The organism is Opitutus sp., from assembly GCA_024998815.1.
GTDB lineage: Bacteria > Verrucomicrobiota > Verrucomicrobiia > Opitutales > Opitutaceae > Rariglobus.
The window spans coordinates 688,455-702,842 of record JACEUQ010000002.1 but is presented as its reverse complement, the minus strand read 5'-3'; the positions used below and the strand labels follow the sequence as shown (position 1 = coordinate 702,842).

General features: G+C 62.5%; 17 protein-coding genes. All 17 read left to right on the top strand.

Annotation, left to right across the window (positions count from 1 at the left end; all coding sequences use genetic code 11):
- Window positions 1–8: 8 nt before the first annotated feature.
- The gene (locus tag H2170_10825; protein MCS6300572.1) at window positions 9–656 is read left to right on the top strand and encodes a flagellar basal body-associated FliL family protein; all 648 of its coding nucleotides are present in this window, start codon (window positions 9–11) and stop codon (window positions 654–656) included.
- 2 nt (window positions 657–658) lie between these two features.
- On the top strand, window positions 659–1,687 hold the full coding sequence (locus tag H2170_10820) for a FliM/FliN family flagellar motor switch protein (GenBank protein ID MCS6300571.1): 1,029 nt from the start codon (window positions 659–661) through the stop codon (window positions 1,685–1,687).
- A gap of 6 nt (window positions 1,688–1,693) precedes the next feature.
- On the top strand, window positions 1,694–1,942 hold the full coding sequence (gene fliN / locus H2170_10815; protein MCS6300570.1) for a flagellar motor switch protein FliN: 249 nt from the start codon (window positions 1,694–1,696) through the stop codon (window positions 1,940–1,942).
- On the top strand, window positions 1,942–2,394 hold the full coding sequence (locus H2170_10810) for a flagellar biosynthetic protein FliO (GenBank protein MCS6300569.1): 453 nt from the start codon (window positions 1,942–1,944) through the stop codon (window positions 2,392–2,394). Before fliN ends, H2170_10810 begins: the two co-directional genes overlap by 1 nt.
- Before the next feature lie 241 nt (window positions 2,395–2,635).
- The gene (gene fliP, locus H2170_10805; GenBank protein MCS6300568.1) at window positions 2,636–3,367 is read left to right on the top strand and encodes a flagellar type III secretion system pore protein FliP; all 732 of its coding nucleotides are present in this window, start codon (window positions 2,636–2,638) and stop codon (window positions 3,365–3,367) included.
- Window positions 3,364–3,633 carry a flagellar biosynthetic protein FliQ gene (locus tag H2170_10800; GenBank protein ID MCS6300567.1) on the top strand — a complete coding sequence of 90 codons (270 nt, stop codon included), beginning with the start codon at window positions 3,364–3,366 and terminating at the stop codon, window positions 3,631–3,633. Before fliP ends, H2170_10800 begins: the two co-directional genes overlap by 4 nt.
- A gap of 12 nt (window positions 3,634–3,645) precedes the next feature.
- Window positions 3,646–4,404, top strand: coding sequence for a flagellar biosynthetic protein FliR (locus tag H2170_10795; protein ID MCS6300566.1), 759 nt, complete (start codon window positions 3,646–3,648; stop codon window positions 4,402–4,404).
- Window positions 4,405–4,506: 102 nt separating this feature from the next.
- Complete coding sequence (locus H2170_10790; protein ID MCS6300565.1) at window positions 4,507–4,749, top strand: hypothetical protein; 243 nt, start codon at window positions 4,507–4,509, stop codon at window positions 4,747–4,749.
- A gap of 402 nt (window positions 4,750–5,151) precedes the next feature.
- Window positions 5,152–6,273: an EscU/YscU/HrcU family type III secretion system export apparatus switch protein gene (locus H2170_10785; GenBank protein ID MCS6300564.1), complete on the top strand. Its 1,122-nt coding sequence runs from the start codon at window positions 5,152–5,154 to the stop codon at window positions 6,271–6,273.
- Entirely contained in the window at window positions 6,270–8,447 is a 2,178-nt protein-coding gene (gene flhA, locus H2170_10780) for a flagellar biosynthesis protein FlhA (GenBank protein MCS6300563.1), read from the top strand. The genes H2170_10785 and flhA overlap by 4 nt, the downstream gene beginning before the upstream one ends.
- A gap of 13 nt (window positions 8,448–8,460) precedes the next feature.
- The gene (locus H2170_10775; GenBank protein MCS6300562.1) at window positions 8,461–9,504 is read left to right on the top strand and encodes a flagellar GTP-binding protein; all 1,044 of its coding nucleotides are present in this window, start codon (window positions 8,461–8,463) and stop codon (window positions 9,502–9,504) included.
- A complete protein-coding gene (locus tag H2170_10770) occupies window positions 9,501–9,860 on the top strand; it encodes a hypothetical protein (protein ID MCS6300561.1) in 360 nt (119 codons plus the stop codon). Before H2170_10775 ends, H2170_10770 begins: the two co-directional genes overlap by 4 nt.
- Before the next feature lie 25 nt (window positions 9,861–9,885).
- On the top strand, window positions 9,886–10,728 hold the full coding sequence (locus H2170_10765; protein MCS6300560.1) for a FliA/WhiG family RNA polymerase sigma factor: 843 nt from the start codon (window positions 9,886–9,888) through the stop codon (window positions 10,726–10,728).
- 61 nt (window positions 10,729–10,789) lie between these two features.
- Window positions 10,790–11,644 (top strand): flagellar motor stator protein MotA, encoded by an 855-nt coding sequence (gene motA, locus H2170_10760; GenBank protein ID MCS6300559.1) that lies wholly within the window; start codon window positions 10,790–10,792, stop codon window positions 11,642–11,644.
- Window positions 11,645–11,702: 58 nt separating this feature from the next.
- Window positions 11,703–12,536, top strand: coding sequence for an OmpA family protein (locus H2170_10755; GenBank protein MCS6300558.1), 834 nt, complete (start codon window positions 11,703–11,705; stop codon window positions 12,534–12,536).
- 202 nt (window positions 12,537–12,738) lie between these two features.
- Window positions 12,739–12,981, top strand: a complete 243-nt coding sequence (locus H2170_10750) for a hypothetical protein (protein ID MCS6300557.1) — start codon at window positions 12,739–12,741, stop codon at window positions 12,979–12,981.
- Window positions 12,982–13,315: 334 nt separating this feature from the next.
- Complete coding sequence (locus tag H2170_10745; GenBank protein ID MCS6300556.1) at window positions 13,316–14,080, top strand: class I SAM-dependent methyltransferase; 765 nt, start codon at window positions 13,316–13,318, stop codon at window positions 14,078–14,080.
- The last annotated feature ends 308 nt before the right edge of the window (window positions 14,081–14,388 follow it).

Sequence of the window (14,388 nt, the reverse complement as noted above, 5' to 3'; positions counted from 1 at the left end):
TTTAATTTATGTCCGACAAAAAACCAGATGCGGCACCGGCCGCCGAAAAAGGCGATGGCCACGGGGCGGCGCCAGCTGCGGGCGGCGGTGGTGGAGGTGGAATGAAGGCGATGATGCCGGCGATCATCGCCATCGTGATGGCCCCGGCCGCCACGTGGGGCGTCGCCAATTTCGTGCTGTTGCCCAAGTTCAAGGCCAGCGTGGCTGAGGCGGTGGCCGCCGGCGATCCCGAGGCCGCAGCCCACGGCGAGGCCAAACCTAAGGCCGATGCCAAAGCCGACGCTCATGGTGCCAAAAAAGCCGATCCGCATGGGGCTAAAAAAGCCGACCCGCATGGCGCCAAGGGCGGCGGTGGCGGCGAGGGCTACAAATTTGAAAACGTCGTGGTGAACCTCGCCGGCACCATGGGCACGCGTTACCTCAAGGCCACCTTCCTGATCACCGGCGAGAGGCCCGATTTAGCCGAGCGTTTTGCGGAGGCCAAACCTCAGTTGACTGACATTACGCTCGCGGTGCTGTCCTCGCTTACCCTCGCGGATCTGGAGGAAGCCGGGTTCAAGAACATCCTCCGCGAGCGCTTGCTCGCCTCCTACAATCAGGCCCTTGGCAGCAAGGTGGCCGAAAACCTCTATTTCTCGGAATTTGTAGTGCAGTAATTATGGGCGACTCCACGGACAATATCGGGGGCGGCATTCTCGACCAGAGCGAGATTGACCAACTGCTGGCTGCGGCAGTGGCCGAGACGCGGCCGCCGCTGATTCGTGCCGACGGCAAACGCATCGGTGAGTCCGAGGAGGTTCGGGTGGAGTCCTACGACTTCCGCAACCCGACCTTCCTGACCGAGGTCGAGCTGCGCCGGTTGCGCATCCTGCACGAGGATTTTATCCGTTATTTGGCCGCCCGCCTGGCCATGTTTTTGCGCATGGAGTGCGGCTTGAAAATGGCGCGCTTGCAGACGCAGTCCTACGCCAAGTTCACCGAGGGGCTGGCGTCGCCCTCGCACATTTGTTTGTTCAAAATGGAGCCCCTGGTCGGGGTGGGTTTGTTGGATGTGAATCCCCGTCTCGCGCTCACGTTTGTCGACCGCTTGCTGGGTGGACGCGGCCATTCTGTGAAGGCCGAGCGTTACCTCACCGAGATTGAGGTTTCGCTGCTGGAGGACGTGCTGAAGATTATTTTGGAGGAGTGGTGTTCGCAGTGGCGCGAGGACAAGGAACTGCACCACGCGATCATCGGCCATGAGAGTAACGGCCGCTTCCTGCAGACCTCGCCGCGCGACTCGGTGGTGCTGGCGCTGGCCATCGAGGTGAGCTTTGGCGACTGCTCTGAGCAGATTCAGATCGGCCTGCCGTATTACACCATCGAGCCCTTGGTTAAATCCCTGCAACAGCGCCGCCAAAAGGACACCGCGCCGGTGGCCGCCGCAGCCAAGGCCGAGTGGCATGATGTGTACGAGCACGTGCAACTGCCCGTGCGCGCCGAATGGAACCTGCCCGACATGCCGCTGCGCGAAATCGCCAGCATGCGCGTGGGCGACCTGTTGGAAATCCCGATGGGCAACATCGAGCAGACCCGCGTACTGCTCAATGGCATCCCCAAATTTTTAGGCACTGTCGGCCTCGAAGGCCAGCAGGTCGCCGTGAAACTCAACCGTAAACTGACCGAGGCTGACCAAGCCCGGTCCTAAAATATCATGGAAAGCGCCACTATTGATCTGGTGATGGATGTGAAGGTGAAGGTCACCGTGCAACTCGGCTCGAGCATGCTCTCGATGCGCGAGGTGCTCGCGCTCGCCGCCGGCTCCGTCATCCAGTTGCAGCACAAAGCCAGCGAGCCGGTCGGCCTCTACGTGAACGACAAACTCGTCGCCTACGGCGAGGTCGTGGTCGTGGAGGAGCATTTCGGCATCAAGATCATCGAGTTGATCGGCCCCGCCTCCTAATGCGCCTCCCCCTTTTCACCCCTTCCAGCCTGGTACGCTGGCTGACAGTGGTCGTTGGCTGCGTCGTTATGGAGACGACGCAGCTGATGCACGCTGCCGAACCCCTTCCAACCGCCCGTGAGGGCGAAACCCTGCTTTATCCTGCCGGCGGCCCGACGCCTGCCGGTGTTGCGCCCGCAACCCCGGCGGCCACCTCCGCGACCTGGGTATTTGTGGTGCTGGTCGGCGTGACCGCCGGCGCGGTGTGGTTTTGGCGCCGCCGGCAACCCAGCAAACCGGGCCGCCGTGGAAATATTCAAATCGAGGATACGCGTGCGCTGGGTAACCGCCAGTTCCTTGTCGTGGCCTCCTGCGATGGCCGCCGGTTCCTGCTCGGTGTCGCTGCCGGCGGCATTCAAATGCTTTCGCCCCTGGATTCCCAAGACGACCTCGATGACGCCAACAAAGCCTAGTGCGAGCAGTGGCCTGCGGAGTGGCATGGGCGTCCCTCCCATGGTCTTGAATCGTTCTCGTTCTCTTACTCTTACTCGTTCTCTTTCGTCAGGGGGCTTGCTCAGATCGGTTCCGATACGAACCGGATCGGACAAGAGAACGATTAAGATAAAGAGGAAAGAGAAAGAGGTCGGTGGCACGGCCCTGACTTCCTTCATTTTAAAACTCGCCGCTTGGTGCTTCCTCGCGCTGGTGCTGCTCATGCCTGCGGTGTTGAGCGCCCAGGAGGCGCCAGCGGCTCCGGCTGCGGCGGCCGCGCCCTGGCGGCTGGCGGTGGATTTGGAGGGTGGGGCAGGGCAGGCCGGTTCGGCCAGCGTGGGCATGCAGATCGTGGTGGTGATGACGCTCTTGAGCGTTGCCCCGTCGCTGATCCTGTTAATGACCTCGTTTACCCGCATCGTCATCGTGCTCGGGTTTGTACGTACCGCGATCGGCGTGCCCAGTGCCCCGGCCAATCAAATTGTCACCGGGTTGGCCCTGTTCCTGACGCTTTTTATCATGGGGCCGGTGTTGGAGAAATCTTACAAAAACGGGATACAGCCCTACATGGAGGGTAAGCAAGGGACGGCCCAGGCGTTGGAGGCCGCTTCGCAACCCCTGCGCGAGTTCATGCTCAAGCAGACCCGCACCCGCGACCTGGAATTTTTCCTGCAACTGGGGCGTTTTCCACCGACCAAGGTCGATGACCTGCCGCTGCGCGTGGTGGTGCCCGCTTACATCATCAGCGAGCTGCAAACCGCCTTCCAGATGGGCTTCCTCATCTTTTTGCCCTTCCTCGTCATCGATCTGCTCGTCTCGGCCACCCTGATGGCGCTGGGCATGATGATGATGCCGCCGGCGACCATCGCGTTGCCCTTTAAACTCCTGCTCTTTGTCCTCGTTGATGGCTGGCACCTGGTGGTGCAAAGCCTGGTGATGAGTTTCCGCGTATGAACGCCGAGGCCGCCATTGATATTTTTAAGACGGTGGTGATGTTCTCGCTGTACCTGATGGCCCCCTTTGTCGGGGTGATTCTGATCGTCGGTTTGCTGACCAGCCTGGTGCAATCGGTCACCAGTATTCAGGAGGCAACGCTGACCTTTGTGCCCAAATTAATCGCGCTGGCTGCGGTGATGATGCTGCTCGCCCCGTGGGTGTTGCGGCTGCTCTCCGAGTATACGGTGCAAAGCCTGATGCGCATCAGCAGCATGGGGCCCTAGCCCGCGAAGGCCATGCCCTGGGCGGACATAATGGTGGTCATGATGGGCTCGTTGCGGGCCATCGGCGTGGTCTTGGCCCTGCCGACGATGGGCGGCACCACGTTGCCGCCCATGTTACGCGCGGCGCTGGCGTTTATGCTGGGCGGGCTGCTGGCCTCGGTGGCCCCGCCCGGGGTGGTGCCGCCGACCTCGGCGCTGGTCAGTTTGGCCGGGGCGTCGTTGCACGAATTGTTACTCGGTTTGGCGATGGGGTTGGTGATGCGCATGGTGATGTCCGGGGCGGAGTTGGCGGGACGGTTGATCTCGGGCGAAGTGGGTTTGATCGCCGCGCCCGGCTTTGACGTGCCGAAACCCTCGCAGGAGCCGCTGCCCTCGTTGATGGGCTTCTTTGCCGGGTTGATGTTTTTCGCGTTGCACGCCCATGAGCAGGTACTGGCGGCCTTTGCGCGCAGTTTTGTGATCGCACCGCCAGGAATGGGTGGCCTGAGCCCGATGGCGGCCGAGACCCTGGTGGGCGGGCTGTCGGCGCTCATGGAAATGGCGCTGCGGATGGCCGCGCCGTTTATTGCGCTCAATTTCGTGATCACCTTCGCCTTTGCGATTTTGGGGCGGGCGGTGCCGAAGATGAACGTGTTTATCCTCAGTGGCGCCATGCGCTCGCTGATGGGCATGATGCTGTTGGCTGGCGGCGGGGCGTTGTTTACTCGGTACCTGTCGGGCGCGTTCGATCGCCTGCCTTGGACGATGCTCGAGCTGGTGACGCGCCGTTGAGCGGACGTCCGGCGGTGGGTATGAGCGGACCACAATTTTATAATTTGGAGTGGACCTGAGTGGTCGTTGGGGCTTTGTTCCGAATGCTTTAACACCCATAAAATGAAAAACACCCTAGCTCACTCGCTCCGTTGCGTTCTTGCCCTTCTGGTCATCGGTTTCGCGGTTTCCTCCGCTTCAGCCGAGGAATCGGAAAAGAAGAAGCCCAAGCCGCCTTCCGCTGCCGATTTAGAGAAATATGATGCCAACAAAGACGGCACCTTGGATAAAGAAGAGAAAGCTGCAATGAGCGCCGCCAAAAAGGCCGCCGCTGACAAGAAGAAGGCCGCCGAAGCCGCTAAGTAATCTGAGTTTCAGTCTTTTTTTTAGACCCCGCCCGATGTGGCGGGGTCTTTTTTTTGTGGGTGTGGATCGGGTAGAGCACGGACGACACTGAGGTCGTCCCTCCGGGGGATCGGCACTTGGGATCGCACGTGGGATGAATCGGGACCGAGGGAGGGCCCACCTCCGTGTGGGCTGGGTCGATCACGCGCAAACCAGCTGCAGCGCATCCTCCACTTCCCGCGCAAACACCAGTGTCCAAATCACCTAGCGGCACAATTTGCCGCTTCTTTAGCGCGATCTTCATTTTTCTTTTCCGCCGCGCATCTGGCAGCTTTTTTAAAATTATTAAAAGCTGTTGTATAACGTCTTAGGGTTGTTGGCACGCGCTTGGCAGCGGGCTTGCTAAGTAAATTCTCCCTTTCAATGGCCGACGACGACAAAGACTCCAAAACCGAAGAAGCCTCAGGCAAGCGCCTGACGGAGGCCCATGACAAGGGGCAGTTCGCGCGTTCGGCGGAGTTGGGCATGGTTTGCTCGCTGGCGGCCGCGTTTTTTTCGCTCAGTCTCGGTGCTGCCAGCGGGGCTCGTGAGGTTGCCGAGTACACCAGCAACGTGTTGGCTCACTTGAGCATAGATCCCTTTGCGCCCGGCCACTTGCCGCTGCCGCTGGTGGCCGCCGGCAAGGTCGTGGCGATCGTCTTGGCCCCGATCCTCGTCGCCACCGTGGTGGCTTCGCTGCTCGCCGGTGGCTTGCAGAGCGGCTTCCAGCTCACCCCCGAGGCGCTCGGCTTCAAACTCGAAAAACTTAACCCGATCCCCGGGTTTCAGCGCCTGGTTTCCCAGCAGGTCGTGGTCAGCGGCTGTGTCGATTTCATGAAAATGTGCGCGATCGGCGTGTGTCTGTGGCTGGCGCTCAAGCAGTTGCTGGCCGACCCGCTGTTCACCACGCCGATGGAGGTCGCTTACCTGGGCCAATTTATGCTCGGCAGTATGCGCTCGCTGCTGTCGCGCCTGATGCTGGCTCTGGGCGTGATCGCCGCGATCAGCTACGCCTACGAAAAGTACAAAACCGGCAAGGACCTCATGATGACCAAGGAGGAGGTCAAGGAGGAGACCAAGCAGGCTGAGGGTAACGCGCTGGTCAAGGGCGCCATTCGCCGCATGGCCCGCCGCCTGGCCCAGCGCCAGATGCTCGCCGCCGTGGCCACCGCCGACGTGGTGGTGACCAACCCGACCCACTACGCCGTGGCCCTCAAATACGAGCGCGGCATCGACGCTGCTCCCATGGTGCTGGCCAAGGGTGAGAACGCCCTCGCCCGCCGCATCAAGGCCCTCGCCGCCGAGCACGAGGTGCCGATGGTCGAAAACCGCCCCGTCGCCCGCATGCTCTACGCCACCGCCACCGTCGGTGAGGCCATCCCCTCTGAACTTTACCAGGCGGTCGCCGGTATCCTGGCCTTCGTTTACCGCACCCACCGCTACTACTTCTATCGCCTGCCGAGCCGCCGCGCCGCCGCCGCTCAACAAGGAGGCTCCGCCGCATGAGCGCCACCCCCGCCACCGCCCTAGCCCCGGCGCTCTCTTCGGTGTTCCAGAAGCGGGCCGACTTGGTGTTCACCGTCGCCCTGTTCTCGACGGTCCTGCTGCTGATCATGCCGGTGCCCACCCTGGTGCTGGACCTGCTGCTGGCCATCAGCATCGGCTTCTCGCTGCTCATGATGATGATCGTCATCTACGTGCGGGAGCCCTCCGAGTTCTCCGGCTTCCCCACCATCCTGCTGGCCTTCACTCTGTTCCGGCTGGCTCTGAACATTTGTACTACCCGCCTCATTCTCACCAAGGGCGAGGCTGGCGGGGTTATCGAGTCGTTCGGCCACTTCGTCATTCAGGGCAACTATGTAGTCGGCTTCGTAGTCTTTATCATCCTGGTGTTGATCAACTTCGTGGTGATCACCAAGGGCGCCGGCCGTATCGCCGAGGTGAGCGCCCGTTTCACCCTCGATGCCTTGCCCGGTAAACAGATGGCCATCGACGCCGAGCTCAACGCCGGCGTGATCGACGAGGTTACCGCCACCTCCCGCCGCATGAAGGTGCAAAAAGAGGCCGACTTCTACGGTTCGATGGACGGTGCCTCCAAGTTCGTGCGCGGTGAGGCCGTCGCCGGCATCATGATCACGTTGGTCAACGTGTTGGGCGGTTTCGCCATCGGTGTGATGCAAATGGACATGACCATGGGCGAGGCGCTGCAGAAGTTCACCCTGCTGTCGATCGGTGACGGTCTGGTTTCGCAGATCCCCGCGCTGGTGGTGTCGGTGGCGGCCGGTTTGCTCGTCACGCGCGCAGCCGGTAGCACCAACATGGGTGTGCAAATCGGCGGCCAGTTAATCGCTTATCCCCGCGCCTTGCGTGTCGTCGGCGTGATGTTGGGCGGTTTCGGCCTGATGCCCGGCATGCCGATTCTGCCCTTCGCCTTGCTCGGCGGCCTGGCCTACTACGTCGGCCACCAATGCGGTAAGGGTAAACCCGACGAGTTTGCCGCCGCTCCTGTCGCCGTGCTGCCCGCCTCCACCGGCAAGGCAGGGGAAGCCGGTGCCAGCGGAGCCAAGTCGGGCGGCACCACCCCCGGCAACCCCAACATCCCCGAGGAGTTGCGCAAGGTTATCGACCAGGACGTGTTTGCCATCGAGGTGGGTTACGGGCTGTTGCCCTTGGCCGATGCCAACCGCGGCGGCGACCTGATCTCCCGCATCACCGGCGTGCGCAAGAGCTTGGCCCGCGAGCGCGGCGTGATCGTGCCGCCCATCTCGGTGCGCGACAACTTGGAGCTGGAATCCAACGACTACCGTTTCCTGCTGCGCGGCAAGGCGGTTGGTCGTGGTGTGGTTTACGCCTCCCGCTGGATGGCGATGAACGTGACCGGCAGCCGCGTCGCCCTGCGTGGTACGCCTTGCCGCGAGCCAGTGTTCGGGCTTGAGGCGGTGTGGATCGAGGAGAGCGAGCGCAAGGTCGCCGAAATCAACGGCTACACCGTCGTCGACGCCGCTTCGGTGGTCATCACTCACCTCTCCGAGGTGCTCAAAACCTCGGCCCACCACCTGGTTGGCCGCCAAGAGGTGCAGACCCTGGTCGATCACGTCAAAGTCACGCACCCGGCTCTGGTGGCCGAGCTGCTGCCCGACTTGGTGGGCCTGGGCATCATCCAACGCGTGATGCAAAACCTGTTGCGCGAAGGTGTGCCGGTGCTGGGCCTACCGACTATTTTGGAAGGCATCGCGGACTTCGCCGGTACCACCAAGAATCCCGACGATCTGAGCGAGTTGGTGCGCCGCCGTCTGGGCATGTACTTCGTGGGTGACTACGAGAGCCGCCCCAATGTGATCCGTGCGCTCACGCTCGACCCACGGTTGGAGCAGGCGCTGGCCTCCCGCGTGCACCGCACCCCAGGCGAGGTCGGTCTGGCCCTCGATCCGGTGCTGGGTCGTCACTTGCTCGAGCAACTCTCCAAGGGCGCTGCAGCCCTCACCGAAAGCGGTGCGCCGTCGGTGGTCGTGGTGGGGGCCGAACTGCGCCTGCCCCTGCGCCGCTTCCTTGAGCCCTCCTTCCCCCGCCTTTCGGTGCTCGCCTACCAGGAATTGCCCGCCGCCACCGAGGTGGAAAACGCCGGAATCATCGCCGCCCCTCTCAACCTACCTCTGCCGGCCCACGCCCGCGCCGCTTAAGTAGCACCCCGCCATGCCCGCCACCGCTTTAGCCCCCACCTCCGCCGCCCCCGGCACCTACCGTTTCGAGGTGGGGTCCACCGCCGAGGCCGTCTCGGTCATCCAGAACCAACTCGGGCCCGACGCCCGCGTGTTGTCGGTGCAGGCCAGCCCCCGCCGGGGTTTCGGCCGCCTGTTCGGCGCCCCGCGTTTTACCGTCATCGCCGAGCTGCCCGCTCCAGCCCTGCCCGAGCCCGCTGCCGAGGTGATCGAGCGCGCCCAATCGCCGATTCGCGACAACCAACTCGGGCTGGTCGCCGGCTCGCGCCTGCCGCTGGTGTTGCGCCGCGCCGGTTTCCCCGAACGGCTGATCGGCCGTCTGGAAGCCTCCCCGGGCTGGTCGCGCGCCCTGTCCCGCCCGCTGCACGTGGCGATGGTGGATTTGGCCCGCGACCTGCGCGCGGCAGCCGGCCCGCTGCGGCCTTTGCCCGAGCGTGTGGCCTTCCTCGGTGCGTCCGGTGTGGGCCGCACCACCGCACTGTGCAAATGGCTGTCTCGCGAAGTGTTTATGCGCGGCCGTTCGGGCCGGGTGTGGCGCGTGGAGTTCGGCCGCCCCAATCCCGCGCCCTCGCTCGATGTGTTTTGCGAGGCGCTGGGGGTGCCGGTGGAACATTACGCGCCCGACATGACCGAGAGCCCCGCCGAGGCCGCCGAGTTTCATCTGGCCGATCTGCCCTGCCTGCCTGCCGCCGGCACCCGCGAGGCCCGCGAACTGACCCAGTTTCTTGATAAGGAAAAATTTGCCGGGCGAGTGTTGGTGTTGAACGCCGCCTATGATGCCGAAGCCCTGCGCGAAGCCTATGCGCGCGGCCGTGATTTTGGTGCAACTCATTTGGTTTGCACGCATTTGGATGAAACCCCGCGCTGGGGCCGCTTGTGGGAGTTCCTGCTCGAAGGCGAGCTCTCCCCGCTGTTCCTGAGCACCGGCCCCGGCCTGACCGGCGAATTGGAAACCGATGTGCTCGACCGGGTTTTGGCCCGCAGTTTGTCGCTGGTAGGCGAGGAGGTGCACTCATGAGGTACGTCTTTTTATTCTCTGGAGTGTGCGGCTTCGTGCTGGTGGCAGCCGTGGGCTATTTCGCCGAGCGCCCGTTTGATTTGGTGCTGCGCGACGCCGCACTGGCCTGTCTCGGCTCGGCCCTGGTGGGCCGCTGGTTCTGGAGCGTGTTGGACCGCGCTTTTGCCTCGACCATGGAGGTGCGCCGCGCCGCCGCCGAAGCCGCCCACGCCACCGAAGAAGCCACCAAGGAAGCCGCCAAGGGCGCCATCAACAAAACCACCGCATCCCTCTCGACTGCCGCCACTAAACAGACCCCGACTCGTCCCTCGTCTGCCTCCGCGACCGCCACAGGCCCGGCCGCTACCCACCGCTAGTGAGTTATCTTAACCCGTTATCGCCATGAAATCTGCTACCAAGTCTGCGCCTTCCGCTTCCACCGCCACCCTCAGCGCCCCCACGGTTTCCACCTCCGCTCCCGCCAACCCGAACCTCGGCTCCTCGGCATGGCGGGCCTACCAATCCGCCGGCGGTACGGTGGACGAAAAGGAACTGCTGGAGCGTTACCTGCCGCTGGTGCGCAACGTCGTCGATCGCCTCAAGCTTACCCTGCCTGCCCATGTGGATGCCGATGACCTTTACAGCGTGGGCGTGACCGGGCTGATCGCCGCCGTGCGCCGCTTCAACCCCGAGCTGCAGCACACCTTCGCCGCTTACGCCTCCACCCGGGTGCGCGGTGCGGTGCTCGACGAACTGCGCCGCCTCGACTGGTTTCCCCGCCGCGCCCGCGCCAAGGCCCGCAAGATCAAGGCCGCCATCACCACCCTCGAGCAAAGCCTGGGCCGCCCGCCCACCGACGACGAGATCCGCACCCTGCTCGGCCTTTCCGTCAAAGAGTACGCCCACTGGCTGGTCGAGGTGCGCCCGATCAGCTTCGTGGCCATCGACGACAACGGTGCGACCGAGGAGGCCGGCGGCACCAGCCGTCACGAGATGATTGCCGACGAGCAGGCCGTGCCCGTGCACACCACCATGGAGAACGAGGAAATGGGCGCACTCATGGCGCTTAAAATCCAAGAACTGCCCGACATCCAGCGCCGGGTGCTGGCGATGTATTTCCACGAAAACATGCGCCTGGGTGAAATCGCCGCCGTGTTTAACCTCACCGAGTCGCGCATTTGCCAGATTCACGCCCGCGCCCTGCTCGGGCTGCGCGCCCAACTCGAACACGCCCGCAACCGCTAGGTTTAACCTGAGTTCGCTCGCAGCCCAAACGGCGGCGGGCGCTTAAACCCTTCAATTCCCCATGTTTGTACTCATCGGCTTAGCTATCGTTTTTGCCTCCACGATCGTCGGCTTTATGATGGCGGGTGGTAATCCCATCGTGCTCATCCACGCCTCGGAGTTTGTGGTGATTCTGGGCATTGCCTTGGGCGTGTTGGTCATCTCCACGCCGATCGGCGTGATCAAGGCCATGGTTGGCGGGCTCAAGGTCGCGCTGGCCGCCAAGACCGAGACCAAGGCCAGTTACACCGATTTGATGAAGATGCTGTACGAGATCTTTATGGTGGGACGGCGCAACGGCCTGGTGGCGCTCGAAGAACACGTGGTTAACCCCGACAGCAGCGCCATTTTCGCCAAATACCCCGCCTTTACCCACGACCACCACCGCATGGATTTCCTCATCAACGGCATCAAGCCGGTGATCGACGGCAAAATTAAGCCCGACCAGCTCGAAGCCCTGCTGATGGACGAACTCAAGACCAAGGCCGATGAGGCCCACCACGTTGTGCATGCTTATCAAATGGTGGGTGATGCGTTGCCGGCGATCGGCATCGTCGCGGCGGTGTTGGGCATCATCAACACCATGGCCTCGATTGCCGATGGTCCTGAGGCGGTGGGTGCCAAGGTGTCGGCGGCGCTCACCGGCACGATGTTGGGCATTTTCGTGTCCTACGGCATGGTCGTGCCGCTGGCCAATCGCATTCATTCCCTCGACGAAGCCAATTCTTCCTATTTGCGCTGCATCGTCATCGCCGTGTCCGGTTTCGCCAAGGGCTTGGCGCCGATCACCGCAGTCGAAATCGCCCGCCGCACCATCCCCCACGATAGCCAACCGGGTGCCGACGAATTAGAAACCATTCTCAAGGCCATCAAGTAACCCCGGGGTCGCTGGTCCTTTTTCTTTCGGTTCATTTAACCTTTAAAAACTTAATACCATGGGAGGAGGAGGAGCATGGAAAGTGGCGTTTGCGGACTTCATGACGGCTATGATGGCCTTCTTCTTGGTCATGTGGCTGACCTCACAGGACAAGGAGATCCTCATTGCCACATCGCAGTATTTTCAGAGCCCGTTCAAGTCGCCGCTCACGGACAAGGCCGGCTTGCTTAACTTTGACTCCAAGAATGTCACCAAAAGTGGCGGCGATGGGAAAAAGAAGGACTCACAGTCGGGGGCGTCGACGTCCTCGGCCACCGCGATGGACCTGCAGTTTCTCAACTCGGTGGCCAAGGAGATGTATAAAATGCTCAACTTAGACGACGCCCTGGCCGACAAGCCGCTCGACGTCCAGGTGACCAGTGACGGCCTGAAAGTGACCCTGTATGACCGGGGCAAGCAGCCCTTTTTCGAGTCAGGAACGGCCAAGTTCACCAAGTGGGGTGATTTTGTGATGCAGAGCCTGGCGTGGACGGTGGAGCGCAACAAATTTAACATCGTGATTGAGGGCCACACGCGCACCGGACTGGTTTTGCCCAATCCCGATTACGGTGCTTGGGAGTTGTCGGCCGACCGTGCCAATGCGGCCCGTCGAGCACTGGTGAAGTATGCGGTCGACCCCGCGCAAATCGAACGGGTGACCGGTTACGCCAACACCCGCCCGGTGCCGCTGACGCCCCCCGATTCGGAGACCAACCAGCGCGTAAGTATGAGTTTACGAATTGGTAAAAAACCTGGAGAAAAATCGAATTTCGCCTCGCAACCCATTCCCACGGTCAAAGCCGCCGCGCCGCCCGAGTCCGGCCACAGCCCCACCGCCCAGCCCAAACATTAGCTTGGAGCTAGGAGCTGGGAGCTTGGAGCTTGGAGCTTGGAGCTTGGAGCTAAGAGCTAGGAGCTAGGAGCCCGGAATAGCTCCAAGCTCTTAGCTCCAATCTCCAAGCTCCAAGCTCCAAGCTCCAAGCTCTTAGCTCTTAGCTCCAAGCTCCAAGCTCCCAGCTCTTAGCTCCCAGCTCATTAGCTCACACCCTTTCCCCATGAAATCATTTCTTTCTGATCGAGCACGCGTGGAGGCCCCGGGCTCAGTGGTGTCGCCGACGGGATTCCCCTCCGCCGGGGCGATGCCCCATGCCAAAGGGCAGGGGCAACATGCCGAGCACGCCGGATCCACTCCGCAGATCGAATGCGTGCGTGAGGGCGACCGCATTACCCGCCTGATCGTTGTGTGCGCCTGTGGTGAGCGCATCGAGATCGACTGTCTCTACGCCCAAGGCAAGTGAACCGGGGCGACGCGCTGATGAGGGAGCGTCCACCTCTGAACGCGGTCGCTGAGCTGCGGAGCGGTTGATTGGGACGGCGCAGTGCGGCAACCCAAAGTGTCACCTATTAGGTGACACTTTGGGTTGGGGGGGGCGGCGGGACCGCCTCCGTGTGGGCCGGGGGGGCGGGCACGGCCCGAAATGTAGCAAACTTCCAGTCTGCTTGGATCGTTTGCCGGAGCCGAACCCCGGAGGCAGACTGGAAGTCTGCGCTAGTTGGCTGGCCCGGTGCTTGAACGTTCAGTGTTGAATGTTGAGCGTTCTCCTCCGTTTCTCCGACACCGTCCTACGCCTGATGCGCCGCCGTTACCCGATTTTCAACGCCCTTGGTGCCCACGCCCTCGCCCTGCTGGCAGTGGCCGTGGCGGTGGTGCTCGTCGGGCAGGGCCTGGGCCTGCGCCCGCCGTTATGGGCGGCAGTGGCGCTTCAGGCGGTGTTGGCCACTGCGTTCGGGCGCCGCTTCGGCCTAGCTCGCGGTTGGCTCGTGTTTCAGGCCGGTTTTCTGCCGGTTGCACTCGGCCTGCACGTGCTCGCGCTGCCCGCTTGGGTGTATCTGGCGGGATTTCTTTTGGTTTTGCTGCTCAACTGGAACAGCTTCCGGCACGGCATTCCGCTTTACCTGACCAGCACTCCGGCAACCCTGCGGTTAAAAGGGTGGCTACTCGGCCAGCCCACAAATTTTGCCTTTATTGATCTCGGTTGTGGTTTGGCCGGCCCGCTCTGCCAGCTCGCCCGGGCCTTTCCGCAGGCCCATTTTACTGGCGTGGAAACCTCCCCGCTTAGCTTTGCCCTCGCTTGGTTGCGCAGCCTGCCACTGCGTAACTGCCGCATCCGCTACCGCAACCTGTGGACGACCCCGCTCGCGCCCTACGATGTGGTTTATTGTTTCCTCTCGCCGCTGCCGATGCCTGCGATTTGGGAAAAAGCGCAGGCCGAGCTCAAGCCCGGCGCGCGGTTGGTGAGTAACACCTTTGGCATTCCCGGCGTCGAGCCCGACCAGACGATCGCCCTAGGCGACTGGCGCAGCGCGCGGCTGCTGATCTGGGAAAAGCGCGCGTAACTGAGGCCCGAGCAATAGCGCCTGAGAAGTAGCGCAGACTTCCAGTCTGCTTCGGATGCACCACCCGCAAGCAACGGAGGCAGACAGGGAAGTCTGCGCTACTTGGCTTGTTGAACCCGGACGACACGGAGGTCGTCCCTCCGGGGGGGGGGGAGAAGGGACGTGCCTCAGGTCCGAGGGAGGGCCCACCTCCGTGTGGGCTGGGTCGGCTACGCTAACAGGCCTGCCGCAAAATCTGCGCAGCCGGCAGCCAAAATCATGGGTTTCCTGTTTTTTTGAGTTCGGGCTAAAGTCGGCGTGAAATCTGC

Bases quoted from the DNA above. Each gene is read 5' to 3' on its own strand.
- H2170_10825 (MCS6300572.1), top strand. From the start codon at position 9: ATGTCCGACAAAAAACCAGATGCGGCACCGGCCGCCGAAAAAGGCGAT.
- H2170_10820 (MCS6300571.1), top strand. From the start codon at position 659: ATGGGCGACTCCACGGACAATATCGGGGGCGGCATTCTCGACCAGAGC.
- fliN (MCS6300570.1), top strand. From the start codon at position 1,694: ATGGAAAGCGCCACTATTGATCTGGTGATGGATGTGAAGGTGAAGGTC.
- H2170_10810 (MCS6300569.1), top strand. From the start codon at position 1,942: ATGCGCCTCCCCCTTTTCACCCCTTCCAGCCTGGTACGCTGGCTGACA.
- fliP (MCS6300568.1), top strand. From the start codon at position 2,636: ATGCCTGCGGTGTTGAGCGCCCAGGAGGCGCCAGCGGCTCCGGCTGCG.
- H2170_10800 (MCS6300567.1), top strand. From the start codon at position 3,364: ATGAACGCCGAGGCCGCCATTGATATTTTTAAGACGGTGGTGATGTTC.
- H2170_10795 (MCS6300566.1), top strand. From the start codon at position 3,646: ATGCCCTGGGCGGACATAATGGTGGTCATGATGGGCTCGTTGCGGGCC.
- H2170_10790 (MCS6300565.1), top strand. From the start codon at position 4,507: ATGAAAAACACCCTAGCTCACTCGCTCCGTTGCGTTCTTGCCCTTCTG.
- H2170_10785 (MCS6300564.1), top strand. From the start codon at position 5,152: ATGGCCGACGACGACAAAGACTCCAAAACCGAAGAAGCCTCAGGCAAG.
- flhA (MCS6300563.1), top strand. From the start codon at position 6,270: ATGAGCGCCACCCCCGCCACCGCCCTAGCCCCGGCGCTCTCTTCGGTG.
- H2170_10775 (MCS6300562.1), top strand. From the start codon at position 8,461: ATGCCCGCCACCGCTTTAGCCCCCACCTCCGCCGCCCCCGGCACCTAC.
- H2170_10770 (MCS6300561.1), top strand. From the start codon at position 9,501: ATGAGGTACGTCTTTTTATTCTCTGGAGTGTGCGGCTTCGTGCTGGTG.
- H2170_10765 (MCS6300560.1), top strand. From the start codon at position 9,886: ATGAAATCTGCTACCAAGTCTGCGCCTTCCGCTTCCACCGCCACCCTC.
- motA (MCS6300559.1), top strand. From the start codon at position 10,790: ATGTTTGTACTCATCGGCTTAGCTATCGTTTTTGCCTCCACGATCGTC.
- H2170_10755 (MCS6300558.1), top strand. From the start codon at position 11,703: ATGGGAGGAGGAGGAGCATGGAAAGTGGCGTTTGCGGACTTCATGACG.
- H2170_10750 (MCS6300557.1), top strand. From the start codon at position 12,739: ATGAAATCATTTCTTTCTGATCGAGCACGCGTGGAGGCCCCGGGCTCA.
- H2170_10745 (MCS6300556.1), top strand. From the start codon at position 13,316: ATGCGCCGCCGTTACCCGATTTTCAACGCCCTTGGTGCCCACGCCCTC.